Annotated in this window: 17 protein-coding genes; 15 read left to right on the plus strand and 2 right to left on the minus strand. The window is 60.0% G+C overall.

All coding sequences use genetic code 11. The features are described from left to right. Window positions 1–97 precede the first annotated feature (97 nt). The 5 genes from HED64_RS13435 (at window position 98) to HED64_RS13455 (ending at window position 3,753) form a co-directional block, all read left to right on the plus strand. Complete coding sequence (locus HED64_RS13435) at window positions 98–421, plus strand: hypothetical protein (RefSeq protein WP_168152535.1); 324 nt, start codon at window positions 98–100, stop codon at window positions 419–421. 18 nt (window positions 422–439) lie between these two features. Further along, entirely contained in the window at window positions 440–1,831 is a 1,392-nt protein-coding gene (locus HED64_RS13440; protein WP_168152536.1) for a DUF308 domain-containing protein, read from the plus strand. Window positions 1,832–1,895: 64 nt separating this feature from the next. Further along, window positions 1,896–2,525 (plus strand): hypothetical protein, encoded by a 630-nt coding sequence (locus tag HED64_RS13445; RefSeq protein WP_168152537.1) that lies wholly within the window; start codon window positions 1,896–1,898, stop codon window positions 2,523–2,525. After that, window positions 2,522–3,136 (plus strand): hypothetical protein, encoded by a 615-nt coding sequence (locus HED64_RS13450; protein WP_168152538.1) that lies wholly within the window; start codon window positions 2,522–2,524, stop codon window positions 3,134–3,136. The genes HED64_RS13445 and HED64_RS13450 overlap by 4 nt, the downstream gene beginning before the upstream one ends. After that, complete coding sequence (locus tag HED64_RS13455; RefSeq protein WP_168152539.1) at window positions 3,133–3,753, plus strand: hypothetical protein; 621 nt, start codon at window positions 3,133–3,135, stop codon at window positions 3,751–3,753. The genes HED64_RS13450 and HED64_RS13455 overlap by 4 nt, the downstream gene beginning before the upstream one ends. 212 nt (window positions 3,754–3,965) lie before the next feature. Here HED64_RS13455 and HED64_RS13460 read toward each other — a convergent pair whose 3' ends face one another. Both HED64_RS13460 and HED64_RS13465 read right to left on the minus strand, forming a co-directional pair. Continuing rightward, window positions 3,966–4,829 (minus strand): DNA-3-methyladenine glycosylase family protein, encoded by an 864-nt coding sequence (locus HED64_RS13460; protein WP_281069235.1) that lies wholly within the window; start codon window positions 4,827–4,829, stop codon window positions 3,966–3,968. Continuing rightward, on the minus strand, window positions 4,826–5,422 hold the full coding sequence (locus HED64_RS13465; protein WP_168152541.1) for a DNA-3-methyladenine glycosylase I: 597 nt from the start codon (window positions 5,420–5,422) through the stop codon (window positions 4,826–4,828). The genes HED64_RS13460 and HED64_RS13465 overlap by 4 nt, the downstream gene beginning before the upstream one ends. Window positions 5,423–5,525: 103 nt before the next feature. Between HED64_RS13465 and HED64_RS13470 the strand changes: the two genes are divergently transcribed. From HED64_RS13470 to HED64_RS13515, 10 genes are all read left to right on the plus strand, one after another. After that, window positions 5,526–5,885 (plus strand): ArsR/SmtB family transcription factor, encoded by a 360-nt coding sequence (locus tag HED64_RS13470; RefSeq protein WP_245325984.1) that lies wholly within the window; start codon window positions 5,526–5,528, stop codon window positions 5,883–5,885. Next, a complete protein-coding gene (locus HED64_RS13475; protein ID WP_168152543.1) occupies window positions 5,882–6,796 on the plus strand; it encodes a cation diffusion facilitator family transporter in 915 nt (304 codons plus the stop codon). Before HED64_RS13470 ends, HED64_RS13475 begins: the two co-directional genes overlap by 4 nt. Window positions 6,797–7,281: 485 nt before the next feature. Beyond that, a complete protein-coding gene (locus tag HED64_RS13480) occupies window positions 7,282–8,799 on the plus strand; it encodes an APC family permease (RefSeq protein WP_168152544.1) in 1,518 nt (505 codons plus the stop codon). A 72-nt stretch (window positions 8,800–8,871) separates the two neighbouring features. Continuing rightward, on the plus strand, window positions 8,872–10,083 hold the full coding sequence (locus tag HED64_RS13485; protein WP_168152545.1) for a cytochrome P450: 1,212 nt from the start codon (window positions 8,872–8,874) through the stop codon (window positions 10,081–10,083). Window positions 10,084–10,134: 51 nt separating this feature from the next. After that, window positions 10,135–10,326, plus strand: coding sequence for a ferredoxin (locus tag HED64_RS13490; RefSeq protein WP_168152546.1), 192 nt, complete (start codon window positions 10,135–10,137; stop codon window positions 10,324–10,326). A 2-nt stretch (window positions 10,327–10,328) separates the two neighbouring features. Beyond that, a complete protein-coding gene (locus tag HED64_RS13495) occupies window positions 10,329–11,558 on the plus strand; it encodes an NAD(P)/FAD-dependent oxidoreductase (RefSeq protein ID WP_168152547.1) in 1,230 nt (409 codons plus the stop codon). Between the two features lie 28 nt (window positions 11,559–11,586). Next, a complete protein-coding gene (locus HED64_RS13500; protein WP_210149686.1) occupies window positions 11,587–13,002 on the plus strand; it encodes a glutamine synthetase family protein in 1,416 nt (471 codons plus the stop codon). Further along, complete coding sequence (locus HED64_RS13505; protein ID WP_168152548.1) at window positions 13,002–13,724, plus strand: ABC transporter substrate-binding protein; 723 nt, start codon at window positions 13,002–13,004, stop codon at window positions 13,722–13,724. Before HED64_RS13500 ends, HED64_RS13505 begins: the two co-directional genes overlap by 1 nt. Beyond that, window positions 13,721–14,491, plus strand: a complete 771-nt coding sequence (locus tag HED64_RS13510) for a gamma-glutamyl-gamma-aminobutyrate hydrolase family protein (protein ID WP_168152549.1) — start codon at window positions 13,721–13,723, stop codon at window positions 14,489–14,491. The genes HED64_RS13505 and HED64_RS13510 overlap by 4 nt, the downstream gene beginning before the upstream one ends. Beyond that, entirely contained in the window at window positions 14,488–15,321 is an 834-nt protein-coding gene (locus HED64_RS13515; protein ID WP_168152550.1) for a gamma-glutamyl-gamma-aminobutyrate hydrolase family protein, read from the plus strand. Before HED64_RS13510 ends, HED64_RS13515 begins: the two co-directional genes overlap by 4 nt. Window positions 15,322–15,353 lie beyond the last annotated feature (32 nt).

Consider the following 15,353-nt stretch of genomic DNA (forward strand, 5'->3'; position numbering starts at 1 on the left):
GTGAATGCCGGGGCGGCCACATTTTGCTTGTCTTCCCTAAATCCACGCATCACACGACCGGTAATCTGCTCGCCACCTTTGAAGGAGTCGTTGAACCGTGGCCGATGAAATTTATTTGGCACGCCTTGAAGAGATCGTCACCGATCTGGGCAACAGCATCAAGGAGTTCGAGGATGCCTCGAAGATCGTCAGTGGCATCGCCAGCTCTGTGGGCAACCCGATGGGCAAAGGGAAGCTGAAAGATCGGGTCGAGGACTTCGAAAACGACTGGAACAAGAACCGCGATGAGCTGGTGGAGAAACTCGACGGGGTGCATACGCATTTGAAAGACATCAAAGACGGCTTTGAGAAGTGGGATCTGGATGCGCAAAAGGCATTCCTTAACTCTCCAGTCTCCAACGAGCCCGCGGCGTCCAAGTAGATAGGGGAAGTACACAGTATGTCTTTGCAGTCACCGAACACCGGTACGACCTTGGAACTGATCAGCGGGCAACCCGACGATTTGCGCTGCAGCGCCCTGAAGCTGATTTCTTCGGGCGTTGCCATGGATAATGCAGCAACCCGCTTGGAAGAGATCAGCGAGGGCACCACGGATTTGAAGTCCGATGCCGTGGCCACGGTTCGCGAGTCCGCCGGTGAGGTATTTCCCGACCTGCGCAAGGCAGCTATTCGCTATGAAAAGACCGGTGAGGCCCTGAAAAGGTATGCAGAGGCGTTGGACCGGGTCCAGGGCGCCTTGCAGATGTGCACCGTGCAAGGCGGAGTGGATTCCCATGCATCGATGAACGCGCTGATTGCGGACATAGAGCAGGCGCACCAGACGGCGGCCACGAAACGAGACCAAGAGGACACCGCCGACGACGCAATGGACGACGCCGACGGTTTCCTGGGCATCGGAGAAGGCACCGATGAGCAGAAGGCCGCAGCGAAAAGCGATCTGACCGATGCGAAAGCCGCACGCGAGGAAGCCGATGAAGAGCTCGCCGAGCTGTGGGGCAAGTTCGATGGCCGCGTGACCTACTGGGAAGACGCTTATGACGAGGCTGTGAGCGGCATCGAGGAGGCATTCGACGCCGCGGGTAACGACGATAAGAAATGGTACGACTCGCTCAACGACATCTTGAGTATTGCCGCCATCGTGCTGGGCGCCTTGGCGATCATCCTGGCTTCTACGGTTCTAGGGCCGATTCTGGGCATTATCGCGGTGGTCGTGGGAGTGATTGCTCTGGCCATCGAAATCTACAAGATGACTCAAGGCGAAGGTGACTGGACCAGCTTGGGACTGGCCATTATAGGGTTGGTCCCGTTTGGCAGGGTTCTGGGCAAAAGTATTTCGGGCCTTGGACAGGTGTTCAAGGGCGGATTCAAGGCCGCGCGCAGTCGAGGGGCGGGGCAGGCGTTTAAGGCTTTTACCAAGTCGCGCGCAAGCACCGGGCGTGGCGTTGTCAGATCCTCCCTCAAGGGGAAACCCAAGCGTCCGGTCAAGACGAAGATCCGGGGAAACAGCGAGACCCGGAGCAATATCAGGCGTAACAACCGCAAGCTTGAACGGGAATACCAGCAGGCCAAGTTGCAGCATGGCAATGAGTACTTGTCGAGGTTCAACAGGTCCTTCGAGGAGAACCCGCTCAAATTCATCAATTACGTCAATGACGGCGGCAGCGCCAAGCACCGGGCATTGGCAGACTATATTCTGGAGCACTCCGACGACCTTGACCCTCGGGCCGTTGACTGGGCCATGGGAACCAAGTTTGCCGGTAGGCTCGAAGACTCCGGTACCTTCGTGCAATCCTTCGGCCTCGGCATATACGAGAATGAGCGGCAGAAATAGCTTCTCGGAGCACCTCACGGAGCGGTGCCTGAACAAATGAAACTCTAGTACTGCAGGAGAATCGATGAGCCAGAGCCTATCGGAAACCAAACCGAAGCCCCGGGGCATCGGATACAGCATGGTGTACCCGCCGGGATGGCGTGAGTTCAGGACGACCGCCGAGCACGAAGGAATTTTGACCAAGCTTGCGACGGCCGAGGCCAAGTCGCTTGGCCGCGCTGACGTCGTTCTGCTGATTCGGCAGAAAACGCATGAAATGTTCGAGCATTTGCGGCGCCGTGGCTCTCTCGGGTTCGCGCTGCCGGTAGCGAAGGTCAACGGCGGCGCCATTCCGACATCCATGATCATGACTCCGCTGAAGGTGGGGGCCTCGGGAACGCTTCCCGACGCCGTGCGCAGGGTCGCGGGCGGAAATCCGGTGGAAACGGAGATCGTCGATGGGGCGACGTGGTACCGGTGGAGCACCTCAGAGCGAGCCGACGAGGCCCCAGAATTTTTGAACTTGGGCTTGAATATGGTGATTCCCCGACCGTTGCCGGATGGGAGTGAGGACCCGGATCCGAAGGCAGGGTTGTGGTTGTTGTATTCCTATGCTCAGGTTGACGCCGGCGAGGGCAAAGCAGAGCTCACGGAGGCCTTGCAGGAACTCGGTTATGCAATTTTTGGGACGTTTAGGTGGGTGCCAGTTCAGTGATCGAATATGAAATCGAACCGGATCTGGAGTACTGGCTACCGGTCCCGCGTTCCTTCCCGGACGAGCAATGGGATACGGCAGAGCAGTGGGCAGCGGACCTCGCAGAAGTCGCTATCCCCGAGAGCGATGCCATGCGGCAGGCTTACCAGCTGATGGCATTGGATGTGGTGAATAACCAAGTGGATGAGGCCGAGCATACGCTGTGGTATTCGCCAGAAGATGGGCATGCGATGGGGACGGCGCATCTGATTGTTCTCCAAGACGATCCGGGCCAAAGCCTGGTCCAGTTGGCGTTGCCGACGTATGAATCGGTGACCCCAGCGCAAGTCGAAGAATATGGATCGGCGGTCTTCGGCCAGATCGTGCAGACGACTTCGGCCATTACCCTCGAGGTTCCGAAGGAGGACGAGACGGTCATGTCGCCGGCGATAGGGCATGTGAGAACCGTCGGACGAAGCCACGGGATGGTGTTCCTGCTGGAGGCCTTCGACTCCGATCTGGCTACGTTGGGTTTCATGATGGAACCGATGATCGCGCTATTCGAAACGGTAACCTTTGGCGTTGCAGACGACGATCATGACGAAGACGAGAACGGACCGGTGTTTTCTTGAATAATCCGAAAACGGGAAAACTTCAGCCCGAAGAGTTCGTGAATTCTCTTTCGCAGCACCTGCCTCGAATGCAGAAGAGTGGATCACTTTTGGTTCTGGCCGCAGTCCTGCTGCCGCTGGGGCTGTATCTCATTTTGAATGACCTGCCAGATATTTCGAGTCGCCGTGCTCAGATCATCGTGCAGTGGATCCCAACGGTCATGGGCGCGCTGACACTTGTCTACGGGTGCATCGGTATGATTACCGCAGCGGCGGGCATCTCGCGCAAGGGCAAAGAAGCCATTGACCTCAAGGTTCAACCAAGCGGGATCACCGTTCGCGGGGGCCATAAGATTCCCTGGGAATCCATTGTCTCGGTGACGAGTATCCAATATGAGAACAATTCGAAAGTCCAGCTGCTATGGGACCGCGCCGATCTCAACCGTTCGCTGGATGTATATGTTGACAAGGCCTTGGATACCCGAAGAAACAAAACGAAAGACGGACGATCCCACATAAGGATCGATCTTCTGCGTTATCCGGCCGTTGACTATATGCGGCTCTACGAAGCCACGCTGGAGCAGTTCGCACGACAGGGAATCTCCGTTGAAGACCGGAAGGCCTTGAAACAGACGTAGCAACCAACGCTCGAAATTCGACGGTTGGTCGAGGTAGGCTGCCGGAGCAGGGACTCAAGAGAACTAACTGGGTGTTGTTGCGTGCGCCCTGTAGCCTTCGGGTCGATTAACGACCGTGGAGGCGCTTCCGTCCAATGGAACCCTTGCTGCGGTAGCGCAACCTTGGTGCCACGGCCGAACGTCAACGTTGCAGCTTGTTCGGGTGGCAGGGTCTAGGCTGGCGTGCTGCCCATCGAGTCGGCGGCCCAAAGATGGACCATGGCGTAGGACCTGTAGGGCGACCACGATCTTGCCAGCGTAGCGGCATCGCGTTCGCTCATCCTGTTCAAGGCCCGACGCGCGACCAGATCCCCGGGCACGAAAGCATCGGGATCGCTTCGGCCGCGCATCTGCAGGTAGTCGGCGGTCCACGGGCCCACGCCGCGCAAAGCCAGCAGCTCCGAGCGATCCAGCGGGATCCCGGGCGTTCCTGTGAAACCCTTGTATACAAATCCCTCGGCCATGAGGAACAACGTGCCTGCTCGGGTCTTGGTTAAGCCGATGGTTTCGCGCAGGGTCTCAACGCCTCGTGAAACCACGGCCTCGGGCGTCGGAAAGACGCGCAGCTCACCGGGCCCCTCGCTTCCGTACGCCGCTACAAAGCGTCCGCCGAAGGTCCTGCCGGCGGCCAGTGTCACCTGCTGGCCCAGGATCGTGGTGGCCGCGGCCTCGAAGCCGTTGAGGTATCCGACCAACCGCAACCACGGGCGTGCCTCGACCAGCGGACCAAGCGTGCGGTCGTGGATGAAAGACTCCTGCATGCCGGACAGATCTGTGTCCAGATCCAGCCAAGCGCGGACCGCGGTTTCAAGCTGGTCAAGGTCGCCGTCTTTAGTCCCGGCGCAGAACAGCTGGACGCCGTTCGTGGCGAACTCCAGCGCAACGGCCCTCGGTCCGGAGTCGACGGCTATCACCCGGGTATGCCGATGCTCGGCGGGCTCATGGATGTCGATCGCGGGAATCGAGTGGATGCCAAGCGTGCGCATCATGTGCTCAGGATCCAATGGGCCGTTGGAAGACAAGAATCGCGAGCTCATGCTGGCCAGATCCCCGAGCTGCCACGGCGATGAGAATCTATCAAGTGAGTGTCTACGATCCCTAGTGCTTCCATCAAGGCAAACATCGTGGTGGGACCAACGAACGAAAATCCACGTTTCTTTAGCGCTTTGGATAGGGCAAGGGACTCCACGCTCGTCGTGGGCACCTCGTCCATCGTTCTAGGGGTGGGAGTGGATTCCGGCTGGAAGGACCAGACGAATTGTGCGAGTCCACCGTCTTGGCGTAAGGCGATGGTTGCCTTGGCGTTCTTGATGGTCGCAAGAATTTTAGCGCGATTGCGGATGATTCCGGCGTTGCCGAGTAGCTCCTCGACCTGAATCTCGGTGAAAGCCTCAATAATGTCCGGGTTGAAATTGGAGAACGCCGTACGGAAGTTCTCGCGCTTGCGCAGGATCGTGGCCCACGATAATCCGGATTGGAAGGCCTCGAGGCTCAGCCGTTCAAAGACGCCATGCTCATCGTGCACCGGCATTCCCCACTCGGTGTCGTAGTACGCGCGCATCATCGGGTCGGTGGCGGCCCACGCAGGACGGGCCAGGCTGTCGTCTCCAATGATTACTGAGGTGCTCATTCACCAATCCTGCCATGATGACGTAATTATTGGCCTTATCGTCCACGAGCGCTAATATCGTTATATGACGATGCTAGAAAAGTTTGAAAGTGGTCACCAAAACATGCTTGCCGGCCATGGTGCTGCCGCTGCACTTTTCCACGGACTTTCGGACCCCACCCGACTAATGATCCTGGCCCACCTGCGAACCGGCGAGCACAAGGTTAAGGAACTCACCGAGCACCTGGGACTGGCACAAAGTACCGTCAGTGCTCACCTGTCCTGCCTCCGGGATTGCGGGCTGGTGACGTCCCGGGCCGTTGGCCGTGCCAGCATGTTCTCGCTGGCAAACTCGACGCAGTTACTGACGCTGCTAGATGGTGCCAACAACTACATCGCCAGTAACGCCGGTGATGACCTCGAGGCTCACAACTTTACCGAGGTTCACGATGTGAAGCCCGAACTCGAAACGGCACGCCCATGAGCCATGACCATGACCACGGCAGTGTGACCACCAACCGCACCAAGCTGGCGTGGGCCTTCGGTATCACCGCGACGATCCTCGTGGCGGAGGTCATCGGTGCGTTTCTGACCAACTCGCTGGCGCTGCTGGTCGACGCCGCGCACATGCTCACCGACGCCACGGGACTGTTATTGGCCCTAACCGCTGCAACATTGATCATGCGTCGACCCACATCAAAACGCACGTGGGGGTTCCGCCGTGCCGAAGTTCTCTCGGCGACCCTGCAATCGGCACTGCTACTCGGCGTGGGTGTTTATGCCCTAGTTGATGGCATCAGGCGACTCTTTGAACCCACCGAGATCACCGGCGGTGGGCTGCTCATTTTTGGCATCATTGGCCTGCTGGGCAATGTCGCATCAATGTTCATCCTTGCCTCGGGCAAGGACGATAACCTGAACATGCGCGCAGCCTTCCTTGAGGTCGTCAACGACGCGCTGGGATCCGTCGCCGTGATCATCTCCGCTATCGTCATTTCGACAACTGGCTGGATGCGTGCCGACTCCATTGCCGCCATGCTGATAGCCGCGCTGATCATTCCGCGGGCACTGAAGCTGTTGGGCGAGACTACCCACATCTTGCTTGAATCCACTCCTAAGGGACTGGATCTTGAAGACGTTCGGGCCCACTTGGTTGCGCATCCGCAAGTCATCACCGTCCACGACTTGCATGCCAGCCAGATCGCGTCGAACCTGCCCATTCTCTCGGCTCACGTTGTGGTCGACGATGCTGCCTTCCACAACGGAGCTGCCGCCTCCCTCCTGGGGGAACTGCAATCCTGCGTGGCCCAACACTTCAAGGTAAGCATCGAGCACTCGACGTTCCAGATTGAGTCGCATAGCCATCAGACTCCGGAGCACGAGCGGCACGACTAGCGATTTCTCTACCCAGCATTGTGGCCGGACGCTGAAACTTCGTGTGAAGCGCTTGTGGACTAGTTTTTGAAACTAGTACGCAAGCGCTTTCTTTATTCTCTGCACTCTAGCTAGGTGCCCATCGGCAAGCATCCTCGGATTGAACTGAATCACACCGGCGGTTCGGGATGTTTAATGCTCAAGTTTACATTCAGAAATGAATGTAATAGGGCAACCGGGCTGCACTTTGGGGTTTCCGTCGATTCACTTCGTATGCCAGAAGGGCCAATTTTCCCGTCGGAATCCTCGTGAGTCCCGTATTTTCTTGCCGAATTTCCTGTTGATGAAGGCCGGATGAGTTATTTGGTGAATTTTCGACCGAAGCCTTGTGGTCTAAATCATTCAGAGATACAGTTTTTATTTATCGGACGCCGCGTGATGTCAATCACTTGGATGCGTGGCTCTGCTCACTCGATCAATTCATCGAAAGCCAACTAGGAGACGTCGTGTCCATAGAGTCACGTAAAGCACCCGAGGCCTCACCGCACGAGCATGACGAGGATGCCGCGCACTTGGCAGCCCTCGGCTATGAGTACGAAACTCAGTTCAAGCGGGAAATGACGTTCTGGGGGAACGTCTCGCTGGGATTTACCTATTTATCGCCCGTGGTGGGAATCTATTCCCTCTTTGCGATTGCTTTGGGAACTGCCGGCCCCCCGATGTTCTGGTCATTGCTCATAGTGGGAGCCGGGCAGATGTTTGTCGCCATGATCTTTGGCGAAATCGTATCGAACTACCCTGTAGCCGGAGGGGTCTACCCATGGTCGCGACGCCTGTGGGGTCGCAAATGGGGCTGGATGAATGGCTGGGTCTACCTAGTCGCACTCTTGACGACGATTGCCTCCGTGGCATATGGCGCTGGCCCTTACCTTGCTGCGTTCCTCGGAATGCAAAGCAGCGTTGACGCGACCATCCTCGCAGCGCTAGCCATCATCGCGCTGGCAACCTGCCTCAACCTCCTCGGTACCGGTGTCCTGAATAAAGTCGCCATGCTCGGTCTCATCGCTGAACTCGGCGGAGCCGTAGTAGTCGGTCTATGGCTGCTCATTGGTCATCGTCACCACGACCTTAGTGTCCTCTTTGACACCTTCGGCGCAGGGGAGGGCTCGGACTACTTCGTGGCCTTCGCTGCCGCTGGCTTGATAGGTATATTCCAGTACTACGGCTTTGAAGCCTGCGGCGACGTCGCGGAAGAAGTGCCAAACCCCGGGCGCACAATCCCGAAGGCCATGCGCATGACCATTTACATTGGTGGAGCAGCAGCGATGTTCGTCTGCCTCTCGCTCATCCTCGCCGTCCCCGACTTTGGGTCAGTGATTTCGGGTGCTGATTCGGACCCACTCATGGGTGTGTTGATGGCGGCCTTCGGCCCGATTGGATACAAGGTCGTTCTCGGTGTGGTCTTGATTTCCTTCGTCTCGTGCGTCTTGAGCCTGCAGGCTGCCGCGAGCCGCCTGACCTATTCCATGGCCCGGGACGGGATCCTTCCTTTCAGTACCCTACTCAGCAGATTCAGCGAACGCCGCCATGTTCCGCCGTACGCACTCCTGATTGCCGGCGTGTTCCCAGCACTGGTCGTGATCGGTTCCAAGATCTCCGAGGATGCGCTGGTTGCCATCATCTCCTTCGCCGCCATGGGCATGTACCTGGGCTTCCAAATGGTCGTGCTGGCATCCCTGCGGGCCAGACTCAAGGGATGGAAGCCAGCTGGCAAGTATCAACTTGGCCGCTGGGGCGTTCCCGTCAACGTGATGGCGCTGCTGTGGGGCGTCCTAGGCATGATCAACATGGCCTGGCCTCGGTCGCCGGAAGCGGGATGGTTCGCCAACTACATCGTCTTAATTTCTTCGCTCTTTGTAGTGGGAATCGGCGGCCTGTACTTAGCTCTTCGCAAACCCCACCTCAAGGGAAATGCTCCCGCCGCAGATGCCATCGACACCCAGGAGTCCGCCGGCGGCAGCTAAAACCAAGCAACCACCATCAGCTGTCGACCAAATGCCCAGATTAGACCAATACCCCGACGAGAGGATCGCACCATGAGTGTCGAAACCGCCCCGAATCAACTCAATGTCCCCTATCTCGACATTTCGGATCCGAGCTTCGCGATGCAGTCCGAAGAGCTCCGGAACGCTCGCGAGACCAACTGGTATGCGAAAACCAACTACGGCATCGCCGTGTTGCGCTATGAGGAAGTCAGCAAGCTGCTCAAGAGCCCCAAACTCATCCAGGGCAGTGCCAAGTGGCCCGCGCACAACGGCGTGCACGGCGGCTTGTTCTTTGAATGGTGGACCAAGAATCTGCTCGTCTTGGAGGGAGAGGATCACCACCGGATCCGGCGTCTGCTCAACCCGGCATTTTCCCCGCGGCTGATCAAAGACCTGGTTCCTCGCTTCCAGGCGCTCGCCAACGAACTCATCGACGATTTCATCGATGGTGGTTCGTGCGAGTTCATCGGAGATTTCGCCGAACCGTACGCAACCCGAGTGCTAACAATCTTGTTGGGCATCCCGGAAAGCCAATGGCCAACCATTGCCCGCCTCGCCTCAACCATCGGTCTGGCACTGGGCGTCACCTTCAAACAGGATCTGGATAAGGTTGACGCGGCAGTGGCCGAGCTCTACGCCTACGCCGAGGACCTCATCAAGGACCGCCAAGCGAACCCAGGCGAGGACTTTGTCTCCCGGCTGGTCCTGGCCAGCCGAGATGGCGACACGCTCAACGACGAAGAACTCCGCAACGCACTCGTGCTGCTGATCTTCGGGGGCATGGACACCACTCGGAACCAGCTGGGCCTGGCCATGCAATCGTTCATGCGAAACCCGAAGCAGTGGGAACTGCTGGCCCAACGGCCAGAACTCGGGGGTAAGGCCGTCGAGGAGGTCATGCGCATCAACCCGACCGTCACGTGGGTGACCCGCGAGGCCGTCGAGGACTTCACCTACCAAGGACTTGAGATTGCCGAGGGCACCACCGTGCACCTGTTCACGCAGGCCTCCGGCACCGACCCTCTCGCGTTCCCCAACCCAGAACTGGACTTACTTGGTGAGCACCCCGCCCACTATGGATTCGGCGGGGGAGTGCACCACTGCCTCGGACACTTTGTGGCACGCGCCGATATGAGTGAAGCACTGCCGCTGCTGGCCAGTCGGCTCGCCAACCCACACCTGACCGGCGGGGATGAATGGCTGCCCGACTCGGGCAACACCGGTCCCATCCGGCTGCCCATCGGATTCACCAAGCGTCGCTAAGCCTACCCACCGCTCCACATCATCATCAGCACCAAGGAAACGAGCTTCACCATGGCACAGATCACCGTCGACCGTAAACTATGCGACAACCATGGCCAGTGCGCCATCGCCGCCCCGAAAGTCTTCTCGATGAACGACGAAGGAATCCTTGAATTCGAGGAAACCTTTGACGACGCATTGCTGGACGAAGTCGAGGAAGCCATCGATGTGTGTCCGGTTCAAGCCATCTTCGTGAAGGACTAGGCATGGACCAGCGGATCATCGTCGCCGGCGCTTCGCTCGGGGGACTACGCGCCGCCGAACAGCTGCGGGCAGCCGGCTGGGTGGGAGAAATTATAGTCATCGGGGAGGAAAACCATCCTCCCTACAACAGGCCACCGCTCTCCAAGGAAGTCCTAGCCGCCCCCGGAACTCCCCAAGAAGTACTTGCCAAGCTGGCTTTCAGGGCACGGCGCAGCGCCACCGGAATCCAATGGCGTTTGGGAACCCGCATCACGGCATCCAACCTGGCCGACCGAACCATCACCCTCGAAGACGGAGAAGAAATCGGTTTCGATGGACTGGTGATAGCCACTGGGCTGCGTCCGGCCCAAGTTGTGGTTCCCGGACCCGTGGACGGGCGTCACGTCTTGCGCACCATTGACGATGCCATGGCCCTGCACGCGGTTCTAGTGCCAGGGGCCCAGGTCGGGGTCATCGGCTCGGGGTTCATCGGATGCGAAAGCGCGGCCACTGCGGCCTCGTTGGGCTGCACGGTGACCCTGGTGGAGGGACGGACCGGCCCCATGGAACGACCTTTGGGGTCGGCACTCTCCTCAGGGGTGCGGGAGATGTTCTCGCGCCGTGGTGTGGACTGTCGGACGGCAGTCTCCGTGGTCGCATACCGGGGAGATGGATCCTGCACCGGCATCGAACTTTCCGACGGCAGTCTGGTGGCCGCGGAGGTAATCATCGAGGCCGTGGGATCCCATGCCAATGTCGAATGGCTACAGGGAAACGGACTGGACCTCAGCGACGGCGTGGAATGCGACAGGAACCTGCGGGTCCTGGCCGCGGACGGGCAGCCGATGTCACGCGTCGTCGCCGTCGGTGACATTGCGCGTTATCCCGATGTCCGTAACGGGCTTCCCGCCCGGCGCGTGGAGCACTGGGCGACACCCACCGACACCGCCAAGATCGCGGCCCCCGCTTTGGTCGCCGGGATCGCTGGCCGCCAGCCGGCCGAGGCCCCTGCCCCTCTTCCGTCCTTCTGGACCGACATCTTCGGAACCCGGATCAACGGCGTAGGTTCCCCTGCCCACGCCGAAGAAACCCGAATCCTTGAGGGCGACCCCGGCCAGCCCCAGGAGGGAGTCGCGGTGGGCTACTACCGCGGGAACACACTCATAGGAGTCGTCAACGCCGGTCTGCCGGCATCGCGGCACTTGCATTACCGCCAGCTGGTGCTCGATGCCGGCGCACTTGTCACCAACTAAGACTTCCAGAAGAAACGAGTTGAGTCCCATGACCTTGCAAGCACTGAGAAACGAATCCGACACCATGCTGGACCGTGAAGCCTTTTCCCGGCACCAGGCACGCAACCTCGAACCCCAGATCGTCAAGGACCTCGCGGCGAAGATCGAGGCCGCCGGTGTCGAGTACATCTACTACGCGCTACCCACCATTGGCTCGCGCGTGGTCGCCAAGATGGTCCCGGCAAACCACTTCCGCCGTAACCTGGAAAAGGGCATCGCCTTCCACCGCACGGCGCTCTCCGACCTGCAAAACGACCGCCACGGCAACCTGATTGGCGGAGGCATCGAGGCCCGCGAATTCTGGGCGCTGCCGGAGCCCGAGTCCTTTGTGGTGCTGCCCTGGGACACCTCGGTCGCCCGCATCTTCTGTACCGCCTACGAACCACCGCACCTGCCGGAGGTCGGCGGTCGCCCGCTAGCCATCGACACGCGTTCACTGCTGGCCCGCACTCATGCCGCGTTTACCGAACGCACCGGATTCGAGGTGCGCTCGGGCACCGAACCTGAAATGACTTGGGAAGGACCAGGCATGGAGGTCGTCAAACGGCCCGGCTCCAGCCCCGCCTACCAGATCGAGAACCTCGAGCGCATGCGCCCGATCTACAAGAAGCTTGTCACCTATTCCAAGGCCATGGGCCTGGACATGATCGAGGGCGACTACGAGGACGACGGACAGCTCGAACTGAACTGGATGTATGACCGCGTGGAGAACACCGCCGACAGACTGGTGACATACCGGCAGATCTGCAAGCAGGTCGCCCGCGAATTCGGGGTCACTGCCTCGTTTATGCCTAAGCCCTACAACGGCCAGATGGGCAACGGCTGCCACCACAACCTCAGCCTCTGGGACGGGGATACCAACGTCATCGAAGATGCCGGACGCGTGGAACTGCATGTCTCGGAAACCGCCCGGCACGCCATTGGCGGCATGCTGGCCCACGCCCAGGGATCCATGGCCGTGATGGCCTCCACCGTGAACTCCTACAAGCGATTCTGGGATGCAGGGCAGTTCGCTCCCTCCACCGCTAACTGGGGCCTTGACTCGCGCGGCTGCCTGATCCGCATCTCCGCCAACGGACGGATGGAGTATCGGGTGCCGGACTCCGCGGTGAACCCCTACCTGTCCCACACGTTGCTGATCGCTTCGATGGAGGACGGGATCAACCGCAAGCTTGAACCTGGCGCTCCCGACGAGGCCTGTGACAGCGCCCCAGCGCTCGGAGCGCAGTTGCCACTGACTCTTGGCGACGCCATCGGGGCATTCGTCTCGGACACCTACCTCACCTCGGCACTGCCAGCGGATCTGGTGTCCATCTACACCAAGCTCAAGGAAGAGGAATGGGCTCGCTACTGTGGCTCGATCACCGAGTGGGACCGCGAAATGTACTGGGAGACGATGCCGTAATGACAACGCTCAAACTGGCCTGCATCGACGCGGTTGCACCACCGCTCTTCTCGCTCATGGATCCCAACGGCCAACGCACCGGCTACGAGCCGGCCGCCGCCGAACTAGTTGCCTCACGTATGGGGAGAAAAATCGACTGGGTCACCATGGGATGGGACGAGATGCTGCCAGCGGTCCGCGACCACCAGGTGGACGCGGTGTGGTGCGGACAAGGCATCATTCCCGAGCGTCAGGCCGTGGTAGATTTCACCCGCCCGTACGCAGTGTTCGACGAAACGGTGCTAGTACGTAAGGGTGACCCCGCGCGCAGCCCGGCCGATCTGGTCGGCTACCGAGTAGCAGCCATTGATGGCAGCGCCAACATGGCCTTGGCACGAACCTTCGAGGGAGCGATCATCGTTCCCTTTAGCGGAGACACCGTCTACGAAGACATGCTGGCTGCTCTCGCCGACGCGACCGTCGATGCCATGGTCGATGACGATGTGGTGCTGGTGCCCCTGGGCGATGACCCGCGCTACGACGTGGCCTTTACCGTGGCAACTCGCAACCCGTGGGGGATAGGGGTCGCTAAGGACGCCCCCTTCTTGCGCGAGGAACTCAACGTGGCACTGGCTGCCGTGATTGCCGATGGCAGCCTAGAAGAGGTATGGGATATCTGGATGCCAACGCTCGATTTTCCGTTGCAGCGCAGCCTCGAAGCAATCGCGGGCAGTCGGACATGACGGGCGCTCCAGGGTCCGCCCGTCGCCCGTTGATAGGCGTCCCGGGCATGTGGTCGGCCAAGGTGCAGGGCATGCGCTTCGCTGGGGCGGCAGTGGCCGTCGGGGTGCTGGCCGGCATCGATCGGGCCGGCGGGGAACCCGTGGTCCTGTTTCCGGGAAGCAGTGAGTCGGCGGCCGACCAGCTCGCCCGACTGGACGGGGTGGTCATTCCTGGCGGCGCCGATATTGACCCTAGCCGCTACGGACGCGAGCCGGACGAACATTATTGGCCAGCCGATTACCCGGGACAAGACGACTACGAGGCAGGACTCCTGCAGGCCTGCCTCGATTCAGGGATCCCGACTCTGGCCATCTGCCGGGGCATGCAACTGCTCAACGTCGTCCACGGCGGAACACTGGTGGGCCATTTGGTACCCGGCGAGATCCAGCACCGCGGCGCCGAACATCCGGTGACCTGCGAGCCCGGCACACTCCTCGCTTCGGTCTTGGGGCATGCCCCAGTGCGGACCTCCTCGTACCATCATCAGGCGGTCGACCGCGTCGGCGCGGGGTTGCGGGTTGCCGCTAGGTCGCAGGACGGAGTCGTTGAGGCTTTGGAGGGTCCCAACGCTTCACTGCTGGCAGTCCAATGGCATCCCGAGGATTTGGCCGAGGCATCGGCCACCGATCATGCGCTATTCAGTTGGGTGGTCGAGGCAGCTCTGGCCCGCCGGGCCAGGGTGTCCTCCCGCGAAGGCACGAATACCTTGGAGGAATTGAGTTTATGAGCACCGATCCACGCGAAGACCGGGTATTGACCTTGGAAGAAGTCATCCCGGAAGGGTTCGACTTACTTCCGCAGGATGCTCCGCTGGTGGCAGTGGTGGTCTCACTGACTTTCCCCGGCATGGCCGGTGAAAGCTACAGGATCATGCGTGATTTCACTCGCAGCGCCTTCGACCAATTGCTGGAAAGCGGGGCCCGAGCTGTCCTGATCGACAGCTCCGCGGCTGACCCACAGGCAGCCCTGGCCGCGGAAGACGCCGACGCGGTGCTGTTTCTCGGCGGGGGCGACGTGGACGGCTCGCTGTACAAACTTCAAGGGCCGATTCCCAAGGCCTACGGGGTGGACCTAGCTGCCGATGAATTCTGCATCGCCATGATCCATCGGACCCTCGAAAAGGACCAACCGCTGCTCGCCATCTGCCGGGGATCCCAGCTACTAAATGTGGCTCTCGGCGGGACATTGGTACCGGATATCGTTCCCTCGACTCTGCACCAGGGACAACTCGGCCAGCCGATGTTCCTCGACGAAGGGGTGACTTTGACAGAAGGCAGCAAAATCCACGGGATCCTTGGCCGTGAGCGAGTCACTGTGCGTTCCGGTCATCACCAAGCCGTGGATCGCGTGGCCCCTGACTTGATCGTCAGCGCGGTGGCCGACGACGGGATCGTGGAGGGAACCGAGCACCCTGGGAAAACCTGGGCCGTGGCCGTGCAATGGCATCCGGAAGACCGGGACGGATCCGTTGAAGACCGCAGCGCGATCTTCGGAGCACTAGTTGAACAGGGCCTTCTACGGCGCCGACAACTGGCTCAACACGTGCAGACCGCCTGATATGCGTGGCGGGTCGAATATATTCGACCCGC

It is taken from the genome of Paeniglutamicibacter terrestris (assembly GCF_012271785.1).
Classification (GTDB): Bacteria; Actinomycetota; Actinomycetes; order Actinomycetales; family Micrococcaceae; genus Paeniglutamicibacter; species Paeniglutamicibacter terrestris.

Coding starts and splice junctions, on each gene's coding strand:
- HED64_RS13440 (WP_168152536.1), top strand. CDS start 440: ATGTCTTTGCAGTCACCGAACACCGGTACGACCTTGGAACTGATCAGC.
- HED64_RS13445 (WP_168152537.1), top strand. CDS start 1,896: ATGAGCCAGAGCCTATCGGAAACCAAACCGAAGCCCCGGGGCATCGGA.
- HED64_RS13460 (WP_281069235.1), bottom strand. CDS start 4,829: ATGAGCTCGCGATTCTTGTCTTCCAACGGCCCATTGGATCCTGAGCAC.
- HED64_RS13465 (WP_168152541.1), bottom strand. CDS start 5,422: ATGAGCACCTCAGTAATCATTGGAGACGACAGCCTGGCCCGTCCTGCG.
- HED64_RS13470 (WP_245325984.1), top strand. CDS start 5,526: ATGCTTGCCGGCCATGGTGCTGCCGCTGCACTTTTCCACGGACTTTCG.
- HED64_RS13475 (WP_168152543.1), top strand. CDS start 5,882: ATGAGCCATGACCATGACCACGGCAGTGTGACCACCAACCGCACCAAG.
- HED64_RS13485 (WP_168152545.1), top strand. CDS start 8,872: ATGAGTGTCGAAACCGCCCCGAATCAACTCAATGTCCCCTATCTCGAC.
- HED64_RS13490 (WP_168152546.1), top strand. CDS start 10,135: ATGGCACAGATCACCGTCGACCGTAAACTATGCGACAACCATGGCCAG.
- HED64_RS13495 (WP_168152547.1), top strand. CDS start 10,329: ATGGACCAGCGGATCATCGTCGCCGGCGCTTCGCTCGGGGGACTACGC.
- HED64_RS13500 (WP_210149686.1), top strand. CDS start 11,587: ATGACCTTGCAAGCACTGAGAAACGAATCCGACACCATGCTGGACCGT.
- HED64_RS13505 (WP_168152548.1), top strand. CDS start 13,002: ATGACAACGCTCAAACTGGCCTGCATCGACGCGGTTGCACCACCGCTC.
- HED64_RS13510 (WP_168152549.1), top strand. CDS start 13,721: ATGACGGGCGCTCCAGGGTCCGCCCGTCGCCCGTTGATAGGCGTCCCG.
- HED64_RS13515 (WP_168152550.1), top strand. CDS start 14,488: ATGAGCACCGATCCACGCGAAGACCGGGTATTGACCTTGGAAGAAGTC.